This is a genomic window from Klebsiella sp. BIGb0407 (assembly GCF_024807845.1).
Lineage (GTDB): Bacteria > Pseudomonadota > Gammaproteobacteria > Enterobacterales > Enterobacteriaceae > JGM124.
The window spans coordinates 187,800-211,783 of record NZ_JANUEQ010000001.1 but is presented as its reverse complement, the minus strand read 5'-3'; the positions used below and the strand labels follow the sequence as shown (position 1 = coordinate 211,783).

The following is a 23,984-nucleotide window of genomic DNA, read 5'->3' as shown; positions in this document are numbered from 1 at the left end:
GATTTTGTTATGAATTGGCTGGGAAACGACTTACAGCGCTTTCAAAATTCCTTCAACGCTAGCCTTCGCATCACCAAACAGCATCTGGGTGTTGTCTTTAAAGAACAGCGGGTTTTGTACACCAGCATAGCCGGTATTCATTGAACGTTTGAAAACGATAACGTTCTGCGCTTTCCAGACTTCCAGAACAGGCATTCCTGCGATAGGACTTTTTGGATCGTCCAGAGCGGCCGGGTTGACGGTGTCATTCGCGCCGATAACCAATACGGTATCAGTATCAGTGAAATCGTCGTTGATTTCGTCCATCTCCAGAACTACGTCATAAGGCACGCGAGCTTCCGCCAGCAGTACGTTCATATGACCCGGCAGGCGTCCGGCAACCGGGTGGATACCAAAGCGAACTTTGATGCCGCGCGCGCGCAGTTTTTCAGTAATCTCTGCGACCGGATACTGAGCCTGAGCCACCGCCATACCATACCCTGGAGTAATGATGACCGAAGTCGAGTTTTTCAGCAGTTCAGCGGTTTCTTCTGCATTGATTTCACGGTGTTCGCCCTGCTCTTCTTCTTCACCCGTAGAGGAGCCGTCAGTACCAAATCCACCAGCGATAACGCTGAAAAACGAGCGGTTCATCGCCTTACACATAATGTAGGACAGAATTGCACCTGAAGAACCGACCAGCGCACCGGTCACAATCAGCAAGTCGTTGCTCAGCATAAAACCTGCCGCTGCTGCTGCCCAGCCTGAGTAGGAGTTCAGCATAGAAACGACAACCGGCATATCTGCACCACCGATTGATGCCACTAAATGCCAGCCAAAAGCCAGAGCGATCGCCGTCATCGCCAGTAATGCCAGCACCTGTACGGCAGTACTTTCGGCACGAACAAATATCACTAACAGCAAGAATGAAACTACAATCGCCGCCAGGTTCAGCTTATGGCGATGAGGTAACATTAACGGCCGGGATGAGAGCTTGCCGCATAATTTTCCAAAGGCAACAATTGAACCGGTGAAGGTTACGGCGCCAATGAAAATACCGAGGAAGACTTCGGTTAAATGGATATTTTCCATCACCGAGTCAAGGCCAGGATGGTGTTCCAGATAGCTGTTAAAGCCGACCAGAACCGCAGCCAGACCCACGAAGCTATGCAGAACAGCAACCAGCTCTGGCATTTCGGTCATTTCGACTTTTTTCGCCAGTCTGATACCAATTGCACCACCAAGCACCATTGCCACAAGCACCCAGCCAATATTACCTGACTCCGGGCCAAAAACGGTGGCAACTAAGGCAATAGCCATCCCGACGATACCAAACAGGTTGCCCCGTTGTGAGGTTTCATGGCGAGATAAACCAGCCAGACTACAAATAAACAGGATTGCGGCAACAATATATGCCGCTGTAACTAATCCGCCTGACATGTGCTACCCCTTAATTCTTGCGGAACATTTTCAGCATGCGCTGAGTGACGGTGAAGCCACCGAAAATATTGATGCTGGCAATAAATACCGCAATAAAGCTCAGGACGCTGACCCAGCCACCGCTGCCAATTTGCAATAAAGCACCCACGACGATAATTCCCGAAATGGCATTAGTTACCGACATAAGCGGAGTGTGTAATGCATGGGAAACGTTCCATACCACGTAATAGCCGACCACACAGGACAGCGCGAACACAGTAAAGTGACCGAGGAACTCTTTCGGTGCGACATTGGCCAGCCAGCCAAACAGAATAATGGCCAGAGCCATCAGCGCATATTTGCGCCAAGGGGATGCGGGAGCCTTTTCTTCCACCGGAGCCGCTGCTTTGGCTGCCGCAGGTTTTGGTTGAGCAGAAACCTGAATCGGTGGCGCAGGCCAGGTGACCTCACCTTCACGAATCACCGTTACACCACGAACGACTACGTCTTCAAAATCAACGACCACATTGCCGTCTTTTTCTTTACACAGCAGTTTCAGCAGGTTAACCAGGTTGGTTCCATACAGCTGGGAAGACTGCGTCGGCAGACGGCCAGGTAAATCGGTATAACCGATAACCTTCACACCGTTAGGTGTGACAGTTATGGTATCTGCGACAGTATATTCACAGTTGCCGCCATTTTGTGCTGCAAGGTCAACAATCACACTACCCGGCTGCATAGAGTCAACCATTTCACGGGTGATCAGTTTTGGTGCTGGCTTACCCGGGATCAATGCGGTTGTCACGATGATATCGACTTCTTTGGCCTGAGCCGCAAACAGTTCCATCTCGGCTTTAATAAACGCCTCAGACATGACTTTTGCGTAGCCATCACCGCTGCCTGCTTCTTCTTTAAAGTCCAGTTCAAGAAACTCAGCGCCCATACTCTGGACTTGCTCTTTTACTTCAGGACGCGTATCGAAGGCACGTACAATGGCACCCAGGCTGTTTGCGGCCCCAATGGCAGCAAGACCGGCAACACCTGCACCGATAACCATGACTTTAGCCGGTGGTACTTTACCTGCAGCAGTAATTTGTCCGGTGAAAAAACGGCCAAATTCATGAGCCGCTTCAACAATGGCACGATAGCCCGCAATATTAGCCATTGAACTCAAGGCATCAAGCGACTGCGCGCGTGAAATACGCGGTACAGAATCCATCGCCATCACGGTGATATTACGCGCTGCCAGCTTTTCAAGTAACTCAGGATTCTGTGCCGGCCAGATAAAGCTGACCAGTGTAGAACCTTCCCGTGCCAGCTCAATTTCACTGTCCAGCGGGGCGTTTACTTTCAGGATAACATCTGATTGCCAGACATCGGCAGTATCTGCCACGCTTGCACCCGCGCGCACATATGCTTCATCGTCAAAACTCGCCGCTTTACCCGCACCACTTTCAATGGCTACGGTGAACCCCAGCTTGAGTAGTTGCTCCACCGTTTTCGGTGTTGCTGCTACACGGGATTCATTGGCCAGCCGCTCTTTTGGTACACCAATACGCATACTATTCCCTTCCATCGGTTTTTATGATGGTTTGTCAGACCTTGCCAAAGTAACGTTAGCTATCTGATTTACGTTCAATCCAGACGACTGATTCATCACCCGTTACAAAAAGTTTCTGTCGTAATCTTTTATAACCTACTGAAAATAACGCTTGTGATCTACATCAGGTTATCAGTATTTATTTCAGAAACAGTAAAATTTTCCACATAATGCATTCAGCTAGTCATTTTCATCTTAATTCCACTGCCGTAGCCTGATAATCAGCTTATCAGCCGGGTAAAAACATGATTCTGCTCCATAGTACGATGCCATTTAACATCGCATTAACTAAAATAGTCATAACCTTTATCTATTTTAGTGGTGAACAGGGTGTTTTTTGCAATTAAGCCCTCTATCCTACTCACATCACTTATTAATCTGCACCGCTGACAAGCTTGATGCTCATGGCTGCAACCCACATAACCGGAGGATATAACGCTGTGGGCGAAATTCAAACAGTAGATAAGTAACTTGAATTATGGCGCTCTATTCATAAGCAGATAATATCTGCAGCAAAAATGGCGCAGACAATTGTATTGTTTCAATGCCATAATCGAGGCCTAACAGGTACTGGTCATGAAACGCAGTACCCGTACTCATTTTGCGCAAGGCGAAGGAATTTTTATGAAGCTCAAGAATACCATTCTGGCGTCAGTTATTATTTCACTTACCTCACTGTCAGTGCAGGCGGCGACGGAACTGACACCGGAGCAAGCTGCTGCTCTACAACCTTACGACACTATTGTGGTGACCGGGCGTTTTAACGCTATTAGTGATGCGGTTGCAGCAGTTTCTCGCCGTGCAGACAAAATTGGTGCTGCTTCATTTTATGTTCAGGATACGAATGACACCGGTAACGGCGGTAACTGGCGTGTGGTAGCGGCGGTCTATAAAGCTGATGCCCCTGCAGCCAAAGCGGTAGAAGGCCGTATTATTAATGGCGTAACTGAATTGTCTAAAGATCGCGCCAATATACTTCAGCCATTCGATACGGTTACAGTACAAGGTTTCTACCGTAACCAGCCTGATATTAACGAAGCAATTGCTAAAGCGGCAAAAGCGAAAGATGCAGCCTCATTCTTTATCGTTCGTCAGGTAGACGTTAACCAGGGTGGAAACCAGCGCGTTACCGCTTTTATCTATAAAGCTGATGCCAAAGAACGTGTGGTGCAGAGCCCGGATGCGATTCCGGCAAATTCTGAAGCAGGAAGAACTGCTCTGGCTGAAGGCGGCGAAGCGGCTAAACGTGTAGAAATTCCGGGCGTAGCCTCTTCTGAAGCACCAAGCAGCGATGTTGGCCGTTTCTTTGAAACTCAGTCGTCTAAAGGTGGACGTTACACTGTCACCCTGCCAGACGGCACCAAAATTGAAGAAGTGAATAAAGTCACTGCAGCACAAATGATTCCATTTGATAGTGTTAAATTCACCGGTAACTACGGCAGTAGTACTGAGATTTCTTATCAGGTTGCTAAACGTGCAGCCAAGAAAGGGGCTAAATACTATCACCTGACCCGTCAGTGGCAGGAAAATGGCGGCAATATTACAATCAGTGCCGATCTGTATAAATAATCAGCATGGCGGTGAAAAAGACAGCTAAGGCTGTCTTTTTTTATATCCATTAAACAGAAATTGTCTATGCCCCTGTTTTAATTTGATGTTTTTTAAAGATAACAAACATTTAACCTGGCAGAGTGCGTTATTATATATACTGTTATTCGCGTTCAGCTGAACAGATACGGTAAACAAGTTTCCGATGACTTGTTCGTTATTATCTCAAAATCTAGGGTTGGGGAATACCATGACACATCGACCGATCGTCCTGACCGGGGGCGGAAAACGGATAGGGCTGGCACTGGCACAACACTTTGCAGCTCAAAAACAGCCGCTGATTATCAGTTACCGTACCCATTACCCTGCTATTGAGAAGCTCAAACAGGCAGGCGTTATCTGTCTTGCTGCGGATTTTTCAAGCGATCAGGGCATTCTGGATTTTGCAAGACAGGTTCACACTATCACTCCGTCATTACGTGCCATTATTCATAATGCCAGTGACTGGCAGGCAGAAAGTGCAGAGGTTCCTCTGAGCAATACTCTGGACAGGATGATGCAAATCCATGTCAAAGTGCCTTATTTGTTGAATCATGAATTTGCCCCCTTGTTACGTGGCTCAGGGCCTGCCAGCGGCGATATCATTCATCTCACAGATTATGTTGCTGAACGTGGGAGTGATAAGCATATCGCTTATGCCGCAAGTAAAGCCGCTCTCGACAATATGACTCGTTCCTTTGCTCGTAAACTGGCTCCCGAGATCAAGGTCAATGCTATTGCGCCCGCAATGATAATGTTTAACGACCATGATGATGCAGCCTATCGCCAGCAATCTCTGGATAAGTCGTTAATGAAGATAGAGCCCGGCCCCGAGGAAATTATCCGTCTGGTAGAGTACCTGCTGACCAGTAACTATGTGACCGGGCGAACGCACAGCGTGGATGGCGGACGGCCACTTCGTTAACACGCGGTTGTGGTAGCTTCAGATATTCTGTACAGAGACTTTAAACCCCGGCATAACCCATAATGAATAAAATAGTATTTGTCGAAGACGATCCGGAAATCGGGAGCTTAATTACCACTTATCTGGCGAAGCATGATATTGAAGTTATCGTTGAAAGCCGGGGCGATCTCGCTGAGGCGGTCATTGATCGACTGCAACCTGATCTGGTATTGCTGGATATCATGTTGCCGGGTAAAGACGGTATGACGTTATGCCGCGATCTGCGTCCACGCTGGGAGGGGCCTATAGTGCTGTTAACCGCGTTGGATAGCGATATGAATCATATTCTGGCGCTGGAAATGGGCGCCAATGATTATCTGCTCAAAACCACCCCGCCTGCTGTTTTACTGGCCCGTTTGCGCTCACATTTACGCCAGCATAGTCCGGGTTTTGTCAGCGCGAATAATGACAAATCCGCCGCGTTAATCCCGCATAAATCCATCCGTTTTGGTAGCCTTTTTATTGATCCAATTAACCGTCAGGTTACGCTCAGCAACGAGAATATTATCTTATCGACTGCCGATTTCGATTTACTCTGGGAACTGGCAACCCATGCAGGACAGATTATGGATCGTGATGCCTTATTGAAAAATCTGCGCGGTGTCAGCTACGACGGACTTGATCGTAGCGTGGATGTGGCTATTTCCAGGTTACGCAAGAAACTTTACGATAGTGCAACTGAACCCTTTCGGATCAAAACCGTGCGCAATAAAGGCTATTTATTTGCCCCCCATGCCTGGGAAACCGGTCTCTGATGAAGAAACTCTTTATCCAGTTCTATCTTCTGTTGTTTGTCTGCTTCCTGGTGATGACCATGCTGGTGGGTCTGGTCTATAAATTCACCGCAGAGCGGGCTGGCAAAGAGTCATTGGATGATTTGATGAAAAGTTCGCTGTATCTGATGCGCAGCGAGCTTCGTGAAATCCCGCCTCGGGACTGGAATAAGACCATCCATGAACTCGATCTTAATCTGTCGTTTAAGCTCAATATCCAGCCACTGAGTAAATTTTCTCTCGATGAGGAAAGTATGAAGCGGCTACATAATGGTGAAATTGTCGCCCTGGATGAGGAGTACACGTTTATTCAGCGGATACCTCGCAGCCACTATGTTCTGGTAGTCGGTCCGGTGCCTTATCTGCTGTTTCTGCATCAAATGCGTCTTCTGGATATTGCCCTTATCGCTTTTATCGCCTTTTCTCTCGCCTTACCGGTGTTTATTTGGATCCGCCCACACTGGCAGGACATGCTAAAACTTGAAAATGCTGCCCAGCGCCTTGGTGAGGGCTACCTGGAAGAACGTGTCTATTTTGATAACACATCAGGATTTACTCGTCTGGGAGTCACTTTTAACCTGATGGCGGATAACATTAATACCTTAATTGCCAGCAAAAAACGGCTTATTGATGGTATTGCTCATGAACTTCGTACTCCGCTGGTTCGTCTGCGTTATCGTCTCGCTATTAGCGATAATCTCAGTGAGGGAGAGTCGTTGATGCTAAACCGGGATATCGATCAGCTGGAATCATTAATCGATGAACTGCTCACCTATGCCCGCCTCGACAGACCACAGACCGAATTAAATCTTGCCCCGGTCAATTTCGGCCAGTGGCTGGTTAACCATATCGCTGATACTCAGCTAATGAACCCTCAGCAGACCATCAGTCTGGAAACCGATACCACGACGACTGTCGACTATGGCGTTCTGGATTTGCGGCTGATGGAACGTGTCACCGATAATCTGCTGAATAATGCGCTGCGTTATAGTCAGCAGCGGTTACGTATCAGTCTATGGCGTGACGAAGAGAAAGCTTACTTGCAAGTTGAAGACGACGGCCCGGGTATCCCTGAAAAAGAGCGTACTCGGGTGCTGGAACCTTTTGTACGCCTGGATCCCAGCCGGGACAGAGCAACCGGTGGTTGTGGTCTGGGACTGGCTATTGTCCATTCAGTTGCGGTTGCGATGCAGGGGGAAGTCATTATTACCAGCAGCCCGTTAGGGGGCGCAAGTTTACGTTTTTGCTGGCCGGTTAATTAACCTGCAACATCCTGACGACGCCCCTTTTTTCTTAAGCGGTATTAGTAATAATTTATCGTAAACGTCGCTTTTCCATCTGCACGCCCGGGCGTTATTCGGTTTGCGATTTGGGTATAACGAGCCGATAACGGGATTCGAATCGTCGGGCTTCCATCTTTTGGCAAATCCATAACCTGCTCCTGGTCCAGTCGAAACGGAACCGGTACCGGCCTTCCCCACCCTATCTGAATGCCCACGCCGGAAGCCGCTTCATCCACCGTACTATCGATGGCCATGATCCCACTTGAATTACTGATAACCGAGGTATTAGGACTTAAACGAAGACCAATTCTATTATTGGTCGATGAGGGAATACTGCCTGTCCCACCAGTAGTAAAATTAAATAATGACACAGTATTGGCATTATTATAATAACCATTAAACGTCGGACAATTTCTCATTTCCAGATTAACATCAACCCATGGCGTGGAGGAGCCTATGCCGCTCAAATCAATATCAGCATCATATTTTCCCATTGGCACATTAACATCTGGTGTTGAGCAAGTTTGAGAGCTAATTGTAATTGATCCCGAATAGCGAAGAATATTGCTGGTTATAGGAAAGCCAGAAACATTAGCTTGCCCTGCAGGATTATCAAAAAAAATTTTTGCTGTCGGCAAATTTGCCGCAGTCAGCGGATATCTGCCGGGTATTATATTTCCAATTTTAATAAAATTAATATATCGGGTACTGCCCATTACCCGAAAATTTTTTGAACCTGACTCTATAGTTCCCGACCTGTTCCCACCATTGGCAAAAGGAGCATCGAGGGTTACCGCAGAATTACCATCCGTAATTGCCACGCCGATACCTGGAATACCCGTTTCATAAACTTTCCCTGCATAAGGAGAACCAGACCATGCCGATAAGGGTCGAGGTGCTGACTGGATACCTAACTTAAAGGTATAATAAAAACGCTCAGGTGAGGTATTAGTACTGCATATTATTTGATAGTCAGGCGTTCCACCAAACCATGAACCTCGATATAGAACAGTCCCGTTTGGCATATCCACACCAGCTGAAATATTAACCGGCGCAAGAGGAATATCATCTGTTCTGGGAGTGGAAGCATTAAGAGCCCGACAAGAAACGACAGCAAAAGCGGCGCCACTGTTCAGTAAAAATGCCCCAGTTAGCACACATATTACTACCTTGCGTTTTTTTCCTGCCAAAACATGATCTTTCTCGTTCCGATTATTTTTAATCATATTTTTTATTCTCTATAATTCTGACCTGCACAGTAAGCATCCGCGCAATCCAGGTTATTCTATATTTAAACGACTCAACGGCAGATGCTGTCAAATTGCTGCAGTGACAAGGCTGTTCTTTCCTTCGGAACGGGTATCAATTGATAGTCTATTGAGCACTGTGCTGCATGCTCATTCCCCCACTTCACATGCAATTGATCTTTGTCTTTAATAACACGGGCGTATATCTGTCCACCCTGACCGGTAGTTCCGACGTTATTTCCTTGACTATCAAAAACATCGGCTCCGAAAGGTACTGGTTGTCCATTCCAGGTGGCATTAACTAATAGTGCAGAACCCGTTTTAGTATCGTATTTCATTTTTACAACAGCACCAGAATATGGCGCCGTTTTCTGGCTGGCGCTGACTAATTCAGTCTGGTCAGACATGCCTTTCGGATCAATACTGATATCGTTCATTTGGTACGGATTCAGATAGGGCACTACTGCAAAACCTTTAGAGTCAATGCGCACCCCGGGGTAAGAAGTGACTTTTGCACCTTCTGCCCCCTTTGCTTCAACCAAGGCAAAAGTGTCTGAGGTATAGGGTGTAAAGGTGACTCCTCCAGAATGCCCCACTACAGTGCCACTCAGACCTGCTGACAGACTGTGATAGCTTTTGCCCGTACTGGCGGAAGCCGTCATTGAGGTTGCACTACTGCGGTAGTTTCCACTGAGTGAACCAGTCGTACCTGTATTTTGATTAGCGTGCATTGCCGTCACACCGTAGTTGAACTGGCTGTCTTCCCCACTGGTCCCCGATATTGCCACCTGCTGCCCGGTACGCCCATTGGTGTCATAAGTCAGATCGGTACGCAGCTGCGGGGTATGCTGATAATCATCCCGTCCCAGCGGCAAACTGAAGCTCAGTAAATAGTTGGTTTGCTGTGCGCCATAGCTGGAAAAACTTCGCGAAATGCTAACTCCCCAGTTCAACTGCTTATAGCGAGTATTGTAGCCCAGCTGATACTGCTCATCGGTACCCTCTTTGTTCCAGTAGTTCTGTACTGAACCGCTGACATACAGCTGCCCCAGGCTGTTTGGCAGCCCCTGCCCATAGGTAAGCGTTATGCGATTTTTAGCGCGTCTGACAGCATCCGGTGATAGCCCTGTCTGCACTGCGTCTCGGGTCTGCATGGCAGTAATAAAGTCCATATAACCATCGGTCGAGAAACGATAAGCCGCCAGCGAAATGTTACTGTTGGTTTCGTTAATCAACTTACTGTAGCTAAATTGATAGCTTTGACCGCTACTATTACTGCCAGACTTTGACTGGCTGGTATTGCTATAACCTTGTCCCAGAAGCGTACGGGCCTGAGTGACGTCAAAAGAAAAAGCACCTACCGGAGTACCTACGGCGGTCCCCAGCTTCAATGCATAATAATTCTGACTTAGCTGCAACCCACTGTAACCCGTCAGTGAATTGTTGAGTCCGCGCTGATAGGTTGCCTGGTACAGCGCCGGATTACCCCGGATGTTATCACTGCGTAATTTTCCTGCGGTGAAGGTATAACGAGACGTTCCCGGCCGCAGTAGCTGCGCCACCGCGGCGTAGGGCACGCTGAAGTTCTGTTCAGAGCCGTCAGCTTCACGCACGGTAACGTTCAGATCACCACCATACCCCGTAGGATAAAGGTCATTAATAACAAACGCCCCCGGCGGAACATTGGTTTCATACAATACCTGACCGCCCTGGCGTACAGTAACCCTGGCATTGGTTCTCGCAATTCCGCGTATTTCCGGAGCATAGCCGCGCAGAGATTCCGGCAACATGCGTTCATCGGTGGCTAATTGCACACCTGAATAAGGTAACGTATCAAAGAGGTCGCCTGATGTATTGGACTGACCAATGAGCGCCCGTGCTTTCAATATTGGGATATCACGCTGAAGGTAGGTATTCATATTGCTGTACGAACCCGACTCATTATCCATTTTGGTGAACGAGCCATTATGGCGTAAGTACCAGGCACCGACGTTTAATCCGGCATTAAGGCCTGCGAATAATGAGTCAAAAGTTTGTCCGCGTGATTCACTGCGATAGCCATTAACGTTATACCCTAGCAGCAAGGCAGGGATCCCTTTATCCCAGAGTTCCGGGCTGACCGTTCCTCTGGCAACGTTCTGCATATAAATCTGTGGAATAGCAATATTGAGACGCTGTTCATTACTGTCATAACTTATATAGGCTTGAGGCAGTTTATGCTGCAGATCAATACAGGTTTCGCCAGCTTTCGGCGTAAAAAAATTCGCCGGAAGTTTGTCATAATCAAATGCGATATTCTTCAGGATATCCACCGTCAGGCAGGGGTACACTGATTTATCTTCGCGGGCAAAAAAAACAACATCAGTATTACTGACAAGCTGGTCATTGACATACACGGCGGTTTTGTAAGTTCCCGGTGAACCTGAAGAACCACGATTGAAACGGCTTAAATCAACAGTTTTATTATCATCAACATTCAGGAAAGAAGAATCAAATTCCATGTCCATTGCGGAATCACTGACGGCAGCACGAACATCCTCTGCGCAAATACCGCCCAGAAAAAATGTTGAAAGTACCGCAATAGTAAGGGGCGAAAGTTTACTCCGCAATCCAACTGGCAACGATTTAGACATAGCTAAAACCTTCAAGAACTTATTTCCTGAACAATGATTAAAATATGAAATAGTTTAATCAGCGGACCGGATTATCCGGTTATTTAATGTCAGCGGTATAGGCATTAACGGCACCATAGTCATTAACGAAAACGCCACTAATTTTATTTCCGACTTTACCGGGCAAATTCACTTTCATTGAGCTGCGTGGAGCTAGCATTGCTGCATCAATTTTCTTTCCACTTACCGTTAGATTGACAAAGTTAACAAAATAGGGTGTGGGATTAGTGGCTTCCAGGCTATTACCTTTCGCCTGCCAAATGACGGATTTCGGCGCATCATTCGCGGTCCCTTGTAGATTAGCCGGACGATAAAATAGCTTTATGCGGCTGCGAAAGGCCATTTGAAGAGTGTTCTCTGCTGATTTCGCTGGGTTTTTACCCGGCACTTCCAGCACATTCAGCCAGTAAACGGACTCTTTATCCATAGGCAAGGCGGTGCCGATGTAGCTTATACGTAATGTCTGACCTTTACCCGCGTCGACACGGTTTATGGGTGGCGTCAGAACAAAGGGGACTTTGATAGTCGATGGACGAGCATCCTGGTCGCCATCGTCGATCCAACTTTGAATGAGCACCGGAGCAGTGCCGTTATTGGTGATTTTGATACTCACTTCTTTACTATCAGATGGATAGATTACACGCGTTCCACTGATCACAGAGCTTGCTATCGAGCCAGCACTAAACATACTCAGCACCGCTACTACACCTAAGCTAACCACTGGCATGGGTAAGAACTTCATAGACTCTCCTGATGCTGTTAATTAAAGGGGGACTTTCTCCCCCCCTGAGATTGTACTGCTGGCAGTCAGGATATTATTGGTACTGGATGGAGTAGACCACATTACTGACAACAGTACCTGGACCGGTTACGCCCTCCGCATAGTAACGCACAGCATAAGGCAAGTTAGCGCTACCACTGCTTACATCTACATAGCTGGTCCCGGAAGTTTGGTTTTGGTTACCGGCCTGAATCACCGCGCGAGAAGGGCTGGAACCATCAATTAATTGAAGGCTAACATTAGTAGCACTACCTGAAATGTTTTTCAGACGGCCAGTCACTGCCTCAACAGAACTACCTGAGTCAAAGAAGGCAGAAGCGGTTTGCAGGGTGCCTGTGCAATTGTTGAGCGCCATTACAAACCCCGTTTCACCGGCAGTTTTAGTCGCTGCATCCAGCAGGCTTGTGCTTTGAGTTGGAAGTACAACGGTCGCATCTGCACCCTGTCCATCGATGGTGACGTCACAAGTACTCGCGGTCAGTTCACCATTAAAGGTGATGGTACCAGTACCAGCAGCTTGTGCCAGATTGACAGATCCAAATACTGCTGCCAGAGAAACTACGAGGGCTAATTTTTTCATATTTTTTCCTGTTTATTCTTAGGTAACTAACTTTCATTAAGCCATTCGAATCTCAATTAAAATGGCGTATTTAACATCCTTATAGATGGATGTATTTGCTGTGTAGTACAGACACAAATGCGTTATATATAACGATAATTTAAGGTTAATTGCTTACATTTTGTAATTTTATACCAACGACTACCACCCCATAAAAAATAAATACCATGATGAATCCACCGTTCAGCAGAGTGTTTATTATTTATGTTAATAAAATATTTACAGACACAGGTTTAATAAGTGAAAACTAAATCCCAACCTTACCCAATACTGATAACATCATATTACTCAAGCAAAAATGGCAAAGGCACCTTGTTATTTTCATGGCTGGATAATAAGGGTAAATTTTTAAAAAAACAAACAAAAGCTGGGCATAATTTCAGATAGATCACATTATATTGACCAAGCGGAGATTATATAGGAATATTCGCCAACTAAACTCACGGAGAAGTTTCGCCTATATAAAGACTATTTTATGCCACTACCTTTTAAATAACGCATAACCGATGATGAATAAAATGATAAATCTATTTTTAATAAGAATAATTTATTCTATGCAGACATAAATTGTCCGTATAGATATATTAAAAAAATAAGTAAAGCCATTTCTGCTTTATTAGCATAGTATTGCATCGCTCAATAAAGTATAAGATAAGAATATTCCTCCATTAAACACGCGGAGAAACTCCGTCTGCAAGATGACGTTCTTATGCCGCTATTTTTAAATAATATCTCACCAACAACGAATAAACAGTGAACCCACTTTTTAAAGGAATATTTTATTCCTCGTTTTCACAAGTTGCTTACCGGGGTAGATTTAAACAATACGCACGTCCATTTTATATTTTTCCCGCATCACATTACGTTGGTTAAGCAGATATAATATAGGAATATTCATTCATTAAATGCGTAATTTCTGAAAGCTATCTATAAAATATGCAAATGCTCATTTACACATCACAGATATATTATTGTCGAGAATTCCTCATTATGGTAAAACTGAATAGTATGTTGTAACTATGGTGAGGTAATAATGGCAAGCTATGATCTGGTTGAACGAATGACCTCCACCTTTCGCACACTTGAACATGCTCTGATACAGTTTCGCGATGAGCTTGAGCGGGTGCCGGTGCTGGCTTGCCGGGTTTTTTCACTGCCTCAGACACCAAAGGGCAAGGAACATGACCCTGTCTCGCAGATTACGGTGACCCAGCATATCGGTCAGGAAGCCCACAGGATGAGCCAGGCACATTTAACTCATCTGTTTATTCAGCAGCAGTCAGAGAATATCAGCAGCAAAACGGCGGTTCGTCTGCCAGGCGTGATTTGTTACAACGTCACTAAAAAACAGCATCAACAGTTGAGCCAGCAGATTACTGAGATCAATATGCTGAAAAAAACACTGGAAGAAATCATCACCGTTGATTCCGGGCTGGCTTCCGCTCAGCGTTTTGAGTGGGTACATCGCTATATTCCGGGTCTGATTACGCTGAACGCTTATCGTACCCTTACCCTGCTTGAAACCCCCGACACGGTGCGGTTTGGCTGGGCGAATAAGCAGGTGATTAAAAATCTGACCCGGGAGCAGGTGCTGGAGAGTTTGCATAAGAGTTTGAAAACCTGCCGTGCCGTGCCGCCCTGGACCAAAGAACAGTGGGCGGAGCGTTTGACCCAGGAAATCAACGATATTGCGCGGCTACCTGAAAATACCGTTCTGAAAATTAAACGACCGGTAAAAGTGCAGCCCGTGGCTCGAGTCTGGTACCAGAAGATACAGAAGCAGGTGCAGTATGCCTGCCCTTCCCCGCTGTTAATCTTGTGTCAGCGCGAACAGGGAGAAGGACTCCCCCAAATTGGCGAACTGACGAATTATGATGCGGACAATATTCAGTATCGCTATAAGCCCGATGCGCAGCCGCTGGCGTTAATTATCCCGCGACTGCACCTCTACTATCAGCCGTAAGTTAAGAAGGCAGGCTGCCAACCATCTGTTCAGGGCGAACCCAGGCATCGAATTCGCGGTCAGTCAGATAGCCCAGTTTCAGGGCAGCCTCTTTCAGGGTCAGCCCCTCTTTATGGGCTTTTTTGGCAATTTCAGCCGCTTTATCATAGCCAATATGCGTATTGAGGGCGGTCACCAGCATTAATGACTCATTGAGTAGCTGGCTGATACGCTCCCGATTAGGCTCAATGCCGATAGCGCAATGGTGATTAAAGCTATCCATACCATCGGCCAGCAGGCGGACAGACTGTAAAACATTATGGATAACCATCGGTCGGAAAACGTTCAGCTCAAAGTTACCGGACGCGCCGCCGATATTGACCGCGACATCATTCCCCATCACCTGGCAGCAGAGCATCGTCAGGGCTTCACACTGGGTCGGGTTAACCTTGCCCGGCATAATAGAGCTGCCCGGCTCATTTTCCGGAATCGAAATTTCGCCGATCCCGCAACGCGGGCCAGAGGCCAGCCAGCGCACGTCATTGGCAATTTTCATCAGGGATGCGGCCAGCCCTTTCAAGGCACCATGGCTGTGCACCAGCGCATCACAGGTACCCAGCGCTTCAAATTTATTCGGTGCGGTAATAAACGACTGTTCAGTAATCTCAGCCAGTTCGCGGGCAACACGCACCGCATATTCAGGATGGGTATTAAGCCCGGTCCCCACTGCCGTTCCGCCGAGGGCCAGCTCACTGAGATGCGGCAAACTGTGCTCAATATGACGTAGATTATGCTCCAGCATCGCTACCCAGCCAGAAATTTCCTGTCCTAAGGTCAGCGGCGTCGCATCCTGGAGGTGCGTACGGCCAATTTTGACAATATCCTGGAACTGCTGTGCTTTCTCACTCAGGGTTGCGGTTAACTCGCCCAGTTGCGGCAGTAACTGTTCACGAATCGCAATCACAGCAGCAACATGCATCGCGGTCGGAAAAACATCATTCGAGCTCTGGCTTTTATTTACATCATCATTGGGATGAACCAAACGCGCCATTCCGCGCTCGCCTCCCAGTAATTCACTGGCCCGGTTCGCCAGGACTTCATTCATATTCATGTTGCTCTGGGTGCCGGATCCTGTCTGCCAGACCGCCAGTGGAAACTCATCCGGATGCTTACCCGCCAACACTTCATCTGCCGCCTGAATAATCACCCTGGCTTTTTCTGCTGGCAGCAGACCTAAGTCGGCGTTGACTTGAGCTGCTGCCCGTTTAGTCAGAGCGAGCGCCTGAATAAGCGCGACTGGCATTTTTTCGGTTGAGATACGGAAATGTTCAAGAGAGCGCTGAGTTTGTGCTCCCCATAATTTATCCGCCGGTACATCGATGGGGCCCATTGAGTCTTTTTCACTGCGACTGGATGTCATGTTTTCTCCTCACGCGATAAAAAAAACCGCCCACAAATTTGCCGGGCGGTTCGTAGATTACTTAACGCATTGAGCACACTGAGAGGACTGAATCTGCTGGAAGAAGTCATTCCCTTTATCATCCACGAGGATAAAGGCTGGGAAATCTTCAACTTTAATCTTCCAGATAGCTTCCATCCCTAATTCAGGGTACTCAATACATTCAAGACTTTTAATGCTGTTCTGTGCCAGGACTGCTGCAGGACCACCAATACTTCCGAGGTAGAAACCGCCGTGTTTGTGGCAGGCATCGGTCACTTGCTGGCTACGATTACCCTTGGCCAGCATCACTTTACTGCCACCATGGGCTTGTAAGGCATCAACATAGGAATCCATACGCCCGGCCGTTGTCGGGCCAAGCGATCCTGATGCATAACCCTCTGGCGTTTTTGCCGGGCCGGCATAATAGATAGGGTGATCTTTGACATACTGCGGCAACCCTTCGCCGTTATCGATACGCTCTTTCAGCTTCGCATGAGCAATGTCTCGCGCCACAATAATGGTGCCGCTCAATGAAAGACGGGTTGAAACAGGATAAGAAGAGAGCTGCGCCAGAATTTCTGACATCGGACGGTTCAGGTTAACTTTGACCGCCTCACCCTCACCGGCCTGACGTAATGACTCAGGAATATATTTCCCCGGATTATTTTCCAGTTTTTCGATCCACACGCCCTGTTTGTTAATTTTGGCTTTGATATTACGATCGGCGGAACAAGAAACGCCCATCCCCACCGGACAAGATGCCCCATGACGTGGCAGACGAATAACGCGAACATCATGCGCAAAATATTTCCCGCCAAACTGCGCGCCTAAGCCAAGGTTCTGTGCCTCGATGAGTAGCTCTTGCTCAAGCTCGATATCGCGGAATGCGCGGCCATGCTCATTACCGGAAGTCGGTAATTCGTCGTAATACTTGGTCGAAGCCAGTTTAACTGTTTTCAGGGTCGCTTCAGCCGAAGTCCCGCCAATGACAAATGCCACGTGATACGGCGGACAAGCCGCAGTCCCGAGGCTACGCATTTTATCCACCAGGTAATTTTTCAGTTTACCCGGCGAAAGCAGGGCTTTCGTTTCCTGATACAAATAGGTTTTATTGGCAGAACCGCCGCCCTTAGCGATGCAAAGGAATTTATACTCGTCGCCATCGACACTGTAGAGATCAATTTGTGCTGGCAGATTAGTGCCCGTATTGACCTCTTTGTACATATCCAGTGCCGCATTCTGGGAATAGCGCAGGTTGTCTTCGATAAAGGTGTTGTACACCCCTAATGACAGCGCGGCTTCATCGCCTCCGCCAGTCCAGACACGCTGTCCTTTTTTGCCCATAATGATGGCGGTACCGGTGTCCTGGCAGGTTGGCAGAATACCTTTGGCGGCGATTTCTGAGTTACGCAGGAATTGCAGAGCGACATATTTGTCGTTTTCACTGGCTTGTGGATCGTTCAGAATATCGGCAACCTGCTGCTGATGCGCGGGGCGTAACATAAAAGAGGCATCATGAAAGGCATGCTTAGCCAGTAAGGTCAGTGCTTGAGGGTCAACTTTCAGAACTTCGTTGCCATCAAAATCAGCTACCGATACATAATCACTGGTAAGCAGGTAGTATTCGGTTTTCTCTTTCTGGAGTGGGAATGGGTCTTGGTAATGAAAGGCTTTATTCGACATTGTTCTCTCACTTACGACAACAGTAACGTTAAAATTATTGTTCACCACAGTCTAGGAAGCTGCGTTCAAAACAAGCCGTAATATGCTACACAATTTTTTAACAAAAACTGAGACTAATACGACTTTTTATTGCCTGGGTTACTTCTCGGCGATTTATTGGTTTAATAGCGATATCTTACCTAAATATTTCAACTTGCTTCCAGAAACGGGTTTCCACTTCCGAGGCTCTTGCAGTATGACGGGTATATCAACACATTATTCATGGAGCGATCATGCAAAAACTGCGCAATTCTATTCAATATTATGCCTGGGGCAGCCAGACTGCCTTAACATCACTGTATGGTTACCCTAATCCTGAAAATAAAACGATGGCAGAATTGTGGATGGGTGCGCATCCCAAAAGTAGCTCATCGTTAGTTGCCCCTGAAGGCGGCGAACGGTCGCTGCGCGAAGTGATTGATGAAAACAAAACGGCTCTTTTAGGTGAGTCAGTTGCGGAACGCTTTGGCGAACTGCCATTTCTGTTTAAAGTGCTGTGTGCCGCACAGCCCCTGTCTATTCAGGTACATCCCAGCAAACAAGCAGCTGTTGAAGGCTTCGCGAAAGAAAATGCCGCCGGTATTCCTTTGGATGCGGCTGAGCGTAACTACAAAGATGCGAATCATAAACCTGAGCTGGTTTATGCTCTGACACCTTTCCTGGCGATGAATGGTTTTCGTGAATTTTCGGAGATTATTACCCTATTACAGCCAGTATCTGCCGCACATAGTTCTATAAACCGTTTCCTGCAACAACCGGATGAAACCCAGCTTTCGCAACTGTTCGCCAGTTTGCTTGCATTAGAGGGTGACCAAAAATTTCGCGCTTTAGCAGTACTCAAATCAGCACTCAATCACCAGCGCGGTGAACCCTGGGATACCCTGCGGGCAATTAGTGAGTTTTATCCTAATGACAGTGGTCTGTTCTCACCGCTATTGTTGAATGTAGTCAAACTGGCACCTGGCGAAGCGATGTTCCTGTTCGCAGAAACACCGCATGCTTATCTGGATGGTGTAGCCCTTGAGGTTATGGCCAACTCGGATAACGTATTACGAGCCGGTCTGACACCGAAATATATTGATATTCCTGAACTTATTGCTAATGTAAAGTTTGTTGCCAAGCCAGCAAGCCAGCTGCTGATGCAGCCTGAGCAAGTTGATAACAGACTGGATTTCCCGATCCCTGTTGAGGATTTTGCGTTCTCTATTCATACCTTGCAGGATAGGGCTACACCGTTAACGCAGAACAGTGCTGCGATTGTCTTTTGTATTGAAGGTGAAGCTACGCTGGCCGATACTCAAGAAACGTTAGTTCTGAAGGCCGGTGAGTCGGCATTTATTGCCGCTAACGATGCTACCGTCAGCGTCAGCGGAAGTGGCCGTCTGGCACGGGTATACAATAAAATTTAGCAGCGGGTTTTCTTTGGTTTGCTAAACTGTTTTTCGGCTTATAATTTAAGTCGCCTGCGAGGCTGAAAATCAGGGGCGGCTTAGTGCTGCAACTGAAGTAATTTTAATCGCCAGGCAGGGAAAGGCACGATTTTCCGCCTGATAAGTTGTCTGAACGTCTGTCAGCAGGCGTGTTTACTCATCCGGTAGAGGTGATTACCGGTATTCTCAATATGGAACTCAATACAATGAAAAAATCTCTGGTTGCGGTAGGTGTTATTGTCGCATTGGGCGTGGTATGGACGGGATCATCCTGGTATATCGGTAAACAACTTGAAGGCCGTATGGCTCAGTTGGTGCAACAGGCCAATAGCGAGTTAACCAAATCTCTCCCGGAGGCAGGGATTGTCATTAGCTACGAAAATTACCAGCGTGGCGTATTTGATAGCCAGATGCAGTTAGTTTTAAAAAATGCCTCTGATACCAAAAATCCGTTGCTACCTGCGGGCGAAACTATCGTATTTAATGAAAACATTACCCACGGTCCACTGCCAGGTCTGAAGCATCTTAGTTTTATGCCAGCAATGGCTTCTGTTCAGTCTGAGTTAGCGAAAAACAGCACCACTCAGCCCCTGTTTGATGTCACCAAAGATAAATCACTGATTAATGCCGTTACTCAAATAGCATTTGATGGTGCAACCTCTTCGGTTATCAACCTGATCCCAATCGACTACACCAAAGATAAAAACCACTTTGTCTTTAGCGGCAGCACAATAACGGCTGATGCTGATGCAAAAGGCGATAAGGTTAAATTTGAGTTGAATGCTGCTAGCGGTAGCATCAATACAATCAGTGAAATCGGTCAGCCTGTTCAGGTTAACTTCAACGGCATCAGCCTGGCAAGTGACTCACAGCTGACGGTAGCGGATCTCCGTGTGGGCACGCAGAAAGTGGGCTTACAGGGCCTGACACTGAGCGTTGACGGTAAAGAGACTGCGGCATTAAACGGTCTGATGCTGACGGGCACCACCGAGTTACAGGCAGATAAAAAGAACGTTTCTCTGCAAGCCGATTACACCCTGGACGCTTTAAAAGCTCAGGGACAGGACTTCGGTAGCGGTAAACTGACCATGAAGGTCAACAACCTGGATGCAGAAGCTCTGGGCGCAGTGAGTAAAGTCTATGCGCAGGAATCTCAGAAACTGCTGGCAGATCCAGAGGTTATGCAAGAACCCGATCTGTACAGTGAGAAAATGGTCGAGGCCCTGGTTGCCAGCTTCCCACAGCTGTTAAAAGGTAATCCAAGCCTGAGCATCGCGCCTCTGAGCTGGAAGAATAGCAAAGGAGAAGCCACATTTAATCTGTCGCTGACCCTGAAAGATCCACAGCAAACTGATGTCGCGCCACAGACTGCGGAAGCGATGTTGGGCAGATATTTATCCTCACTGGATACGCGTCTGGTCGTCCCTATGGATATGGCAACTCAGCTGGTAAGCCAGGTTGGGCAATTGGAAGGCGCTACGCCTGAAGAGGCAGAGAAAGCCGCCGTTGAGCAAGTCAAAGGGCTGGCCGCAATGGGACAAATGTTCCATATCACCAAAGTGGAAGATAACAACATCACCGCGACGCTGACCTTTGCAGACGACAAAGCGGCTCTGAACGGCGAACCTGTACCACTGAGCGATTTGTTCGGTGCACTGCCGTTAGGTTTAAGCAGTGAAGAAGAACCAGAAGCGCCGGCTATCCCTGAACCAGAGCTGTTAGTACCTGACGCGGATGCGCAGGCAGAACAGGATGCAGAAGCGCCAGCACCGGCGATTATTGTTCCAAATACCGAGCCAGAAGCAGAAGCCGTTCCACAGCAATAAGCCGTGACTGTCTGTTACGGGTGGTGACGATCGCTGTCAGTCACACCGTACTTTTAGTTCGTTAAGCTTATCAGCCCCCCTCCGGGATGCATGCCTGGAGGGGGGCTTTTTTATCTTTCGACGATAAATACACCACTAATTGTACAAAAAAAGCACCCAGTTAATGGTAAGTCTGTGACCCACGATTTATTGTTGCGCAACAGCATTTGTTTCGTAGCAATTTATACGCATTTGTTTTTATACTAGGCCGCACTTCCTTCAATAAATGAGTGCACTATGCTTGATACCAGCCTGCCGTTAACCGACCTCCATCGCCACCTTGATGGCAATATCCGGGCGCAAACCATTCTTGAGCTTGGTCGCGAATTTAATCTTGCTTTACCTGCCACCACGCTGGAAAGCTTGCGTCCGCACGTTCAGGTAGTCGAAACTGCGCCAGACTTGGTCAGTTTTCTGCAAAAACTCGACTGGGGGGTGAAAGTTCTGGGTTCCCTGGAAGCCTGCCGACGTGTGGCCTGGGAAAACATTGAGGATGCAGCACGTAATGGCCTGCATTATGTTGAATTACGCTTTTCTCCGGGTTATATGGCAATGAGCCATAATTTGCCAGTAGCCGGCGTCGTCGAAGCGATAATTGAGGGAGTTACTCAGGGTTGTCGTGATTTTGGCGTTCAGGCGCGCCTTATCGGGATTATGAGCCGTACCTTTGGTGAAGCGGCTTGTGAAGCAGAACTGAATGCTCTGCTGGCACACAGGAGCCATATTACCGCCCTCGATCTGGCCGGAGACGAGCTGGGCTTCCCTGGCCATTTATTCCGTGAACACTTCACCCGCGCCCGCGATGCTGGCTGGCGTATCACGGTGCATGCTGGCGAAGCAGCAGGTCCGGAAAGTATCTGGCAGGCAATTCGTGAACTGGGTGCTGAACGCATCGGTCACGGCGTCAAAGCGGTAGAGGATCCGGCCTTAATGGATTACCTTGCCGAACACCGGATTGGCGTTGAGTCTTGCCTGACGTCTAATATTCAAACCAGTACCGTCGCTTCACTGGATAAACACCCGCTGGCCACCTTTTTAAATCACGGCATTCTGGCAACCATTAATACCGACGATCCTGCAGTACAAGGGATAGACATTATTCATGAGTATCAGTTCGCTGCACCTGCTGCAGGCCTGAGCGCAGAACAGATTCGTACCGCGCAGCAAAATGGGCTGGAAATTGCCTTTTTAACGCCGGCAGAAAAACAAGCGATCATCGATACCGTTCGCGCCAGTTAGTCTCACTGATACGGTGTCTCAGCGAGAGACACCGTATCAGGTTGTCATTTATCCGTTCTGGTTTTATTTTGCAAGCTTGTAACTGGCGATTATTTTGCTAAAGATCTCTTCATCTTTCACTCGCCCATCAAGACAAATAGTGAACCAGTGATTTTTGTTCATATGGTAGCCCGGGAAATAACGCTGATTATCAATCAGGCTGTCTTTCTCTTCCGGACGCATCTTTAAGTCCAGCACCTCTATAATTCCCTGGCCGGGCAGACCCAGTTTACTTTTTTCCACCGTTAACAAGGCCGCAAACCATTTGTTGTTATCTTTACAACGAGCGATGGCGTTGCGGGGAAATTTAGCCCACAGGTATTCAAGCTCAACATCATATTTCTGTTTAATAAATTGAATGACATTCAGAGACTGCTGTGCGGTGAAGACAATGCCAGTGAAACAGTTCGCCAGAATATCGCTGACTATTTCGCTATATTCCTGACGAATTTTGCCGACAAACTCCCCCTGGGTCGCCGCATTCAAATGCAGCATATAGACCGCGCTTACATCCACATCAGTTATCTGAGTCTTTAACCTATTATTTGGTGTAACCTCGAGCTGTAATCTAAACGACGGCACCTTAAGCGTGCGGTTACAAATATAGCTGTTTTCTCTTTTTTCGAAGCCATACGCCTGAAGTTTTTTCACATCAAGCTGATAATGCTCCAGACTTATATCGTTAGTAAGCATATTAATAACCCGATCGTGACCTTATCGACTCTTCATCCTGATCCTAAGAACAAAGCTCTGATAATAATTTATCAGATAGTGCTTTTTTTAACGTTCAGCGTAATACACTCCCGCCAGAATAGCTTTATGGCAGGTGTCACGGTAGCATTCGAAGTAAAAACACTTATAATCACCCGCTTAAATACTATCAGGTGGTTCGGGAATTTTCATGACAGTTAAACCTCCACGTATCGCAGGCTGGCTCCTTGTTCCTTTAGCCTGGCTCTTAATGTCGCTGATCAGTAGCTCTCTCGCCGTGGCGATTTACGTGATGATGCTACTCGCGCCGAATACCCATCAGATGATGGCGGATCAGGGCTCGAATATGTTGTTTCTGTGGTATTTTTCCGTTGCCTGCGCACTGGCCATGTGGTGCTATACCCTGTGGTTAACCATTGCCTTTTTTAAACGCCGTCAGACCGTCGTTCGTCACTATATTCTGTGGTTAATGCTTTCTCTGATTCTGGCTATTAAGGCTTTTGCCTTGTCGCCGGTCACCGACAGTGTCGCCTTACGTCAGCTGATGTTCCCATTACTGGCCGCAGCACTGGCAGTGCCTTATTTAAAACGGTCAAAACGGGTTAAAGAAACCTTTATTAATCCGTAATAACCCTACAGTCATCCTGTTGCTGCCATTAGTTGATTAGTCA

At 47.4% G+C, this 23,984-nt stretch carries 18 protein-coding genes; 9 read left to right on the top strand and 9 right to left on the bottom strand.

The features are described from left to right. Positions 1-30: 30 nt before the first annotated feature. On the bottom strand, positions 31-1,419 hold the full coding sequence (pntB, locus tag M2387_RS01020) for a Re/Si-specific NAD(P)(+) transhydrogenase subunit beta (protein ID WP_259046629.1): 1,389 nt from the start codon (positions 1,417-1,419) through the stop codon (positions 31-33). Between the two features lie 10 nt (positions 1,420-1,429). Further along, positions 1,430-2,959 carry a Re/Si-specific NAD(P)(+) transhydrogenase subunit alpha gene (pntA, locus tag M2387_RS01015; protein WP_259046628.1) on the bottom strand — a complete coding sequence of 510 codons (1,530 nt, stop codon included), beginning with the start codon at positions 2,957-2,959 and terminating at the stop codon, positions 1,430-1,432. A 663-nt stretch (positions 2,960-3,622) separates the two neighbouring features. Between pntA and ydgH the strand changes: the two genes are divergently transcribed. From ydgH to rstB, 4 genes are all read left to right on the top strand, one after another. Further along, on the top strand, positions 3,623-4,567 hold the full coding sequence (ydgH, locus tag M2387_RS01010; protein ID WP_259048212.1) for a DUF1471 family protein YdgH: 945 nt from the start codon (positions 3,623-3,625) through the stop codon (positions 4,565-4,567). Between the two features lie 229 nt (positions 4,568-4,796). Beyond that, a complete protein-coding gene (gene folM, locus M2387_RS01005) occupies positions 4,797-5,510 on the top strand; it encodes a dihydromonapterin reductase (protein ID WP_259046627.1) in 714 nt (237 codons plus the stop codon). Positions 5,511-5,572: 62 nt separating this feature from the next. Beyond that, a complete protein-coding gene (gene rstA, locus M2387_RS01000; RefSeq protein ID WP_259046626.1) occupies positions 5,573-6,304 on the top strand; it encodes a two-component system response regulator RstA in 732 nt (243 codons plus the stop codon). Further along, positions 6,304-7,584, top strand: coding sequence for a two-component system sensor histidine kinase RstB (gene rstB, locus M2387_RS00995; protein ID WP_259046625.1), 1,281 nt, complete (start codon positions 6,304-6,306; stop codon positions 7,582-7,584). The genes rstA and rstB overlap by 1 nt, the downstream gene beginning before the upstream one ends. 41 nt (positions 7,585-7,625) lie before the next feature. Here rstB and M2387_RS00990 read toward each other — a convergent pair whose 3' ends face one another. From M2387_RS00990 to M2387_RS00975, 4 genes are all read right to left on the bottom strand, one after another. Beyond that, entirely contained in the window at positions 7,626-8,831 is a 1,206-nt protein-coding gene (locus M2387_RS00990; protein WP_259046624.1) for a fimbrial protein, read from the bottom strand. Between the two features lie 74 nt (positions 8,832-8,905). Further along, complete coding sequence (locus M2387_RS00985) at positions 8,906-11,485, bottom strand: fimbria/pilus outer membrane usher protein (protein WP_259046623.1); 2,580 nt, start codon at positions 11,483-11,485, stop codon at positions 8,906-8,908. A gap of 79 nt (positions 11,486-11,564) precedes the next feature. Beyond that, complete coding sequence (locus M2387_RS00980; RefSeq protein WP_409039395.1) at positions 11,565-12,266, bottom strand: fimbrial biogenesis chaperone; 702 nt, start codon at positions 12,264-12,266, stop codon at positions 11,565-11,567. Positions 12,267-12,339: 73 nt separating this feature from the next. Beyond that, positions 12,340-12,885 (bottom strand): fimbrial protein, encoded by a 546-nt coding sequence (locus tag M2387_RS00975; RefSeq protein ID WP_259046622.1) that lies wholly within the window; start codon positions 12,883-12,885, stop codon positions 12,340-12,342. 1,072 nt (positions 12,886-13,957) lie between these two features. Between M2387_RS00975 and tus the strand changes: the two genes are divergently transcribed. Next, on the top strand, positions 13,958-14,887 hold the full coding sequence (tus, locus tag M2387_RS00970; protein ID WP_259046621.1) for a DNA replication terminus site-binding protein: 930 nt from the start codon (positions 13,958-13,960) through the stop codon (positions 14,885-14,887). Between the two features lies 1 nt (position 14,888). Here the strand turns inward: tus and fumC are convergent, their stop codons facing one another. Both fumC and fumA read right to left on the bottom strand, forming a co-directional pair. Then, on the bottom strand, positions 14,889-16,286 hold the full coding sequence (fumC, locus tag M2387_RS00965; RefSeq protein WP_259046620.1) for a class II fumarate hydratase: 1,398 nt from the start codon (positions 16,284-16,286) through the stop codon (positions 14,889-14,891). 57 nt (positions 16,287-16,343) lie between these two features. Beyond that, the gene (fumA, locus tag M2387_RS00960) at positions 16,344-17,990 is read right to left on the bottom strand and encodes a class I fumarate hydratase FumA (protein WP_259046619.1); all 1,647 of its coding nucleotides are present in this window, start codon (positions 17,988-17,990) and stop codon (positions 16,344-16,346) included. A 272-nt stretch (positions 17,991-18,262) separates the two neighbouring features. Here fumA and manA point away from each other — a divergent pair, with 272 nt between their 5' ends. The 3 genes from manA (at position 18,263) to add (ending at position 22,563) form a co-directional block, all read left to right on the top strand. Then, positions 18,263-19,438, top strand: coding sequence for a mannose-6-phosphate isomerase (manA, locus tag M2387_RS00955; protein WP_259046618.1), 1,176 nt, complete (start codon positions 18,263-18,265; stop codon positions 19,436-19,438). A gap of 146 nt (positions 19,439-19,584) precedes the next feature. After that, entirely contained in the window at positions 19,585-21,285 is a 1,701-nt protein-coding gene (locus M2387_RS00950; protein WP_259046617.1) for a YdgA family protein, read from the top strand. 276 nt (positions 21,286-21,561) lie between these two features. Then, entirely contained in the window at positions 21,562-22,563 is a 1,002-nt protein-coding gene (gene add, locus M2387_RS00945) for an adenosine deaminase (protein ID WP_259046616.1), read from the top strand. A 63-nt stretch (positions 22,564-22,626) separates the two neighbouring features. Here add and M2387_RS00940 read toward each other — a convergent pair whose 3' ends face one another. Then, the gene (locus tag M2387_RS00940; protein WP_259046615.1) at positions 22,627-23,295 is read right to left on the bottom strand and encodes an MmcQ/YjbR family DNA-binding protein; all 669 of its coding nucleotides are present in this window, start codon (positions 23,293-23,295) and stop codon (positions 22,627-22,629) included. Positions 23,296-23,503: 208 nt separating this feature from the next. On the opposite strand from M2387_RS00940, the gene M2387_RS00935 reads away from it, so the two are divergent. Next, positions 23,504-23,941 (top strand): DUF2569 domain-containing protein, encoded by a 438-nt coding sequence (locus M2387_RS00935; RefSeq protein WP_259046614.1) that lies wholly within the window; start codon positions 23,504-23,506, stop codon positions 23,939-23,941. The last annotated feature ends 43 nt before the right edge of the window (positions 23,942-23,984 follow it).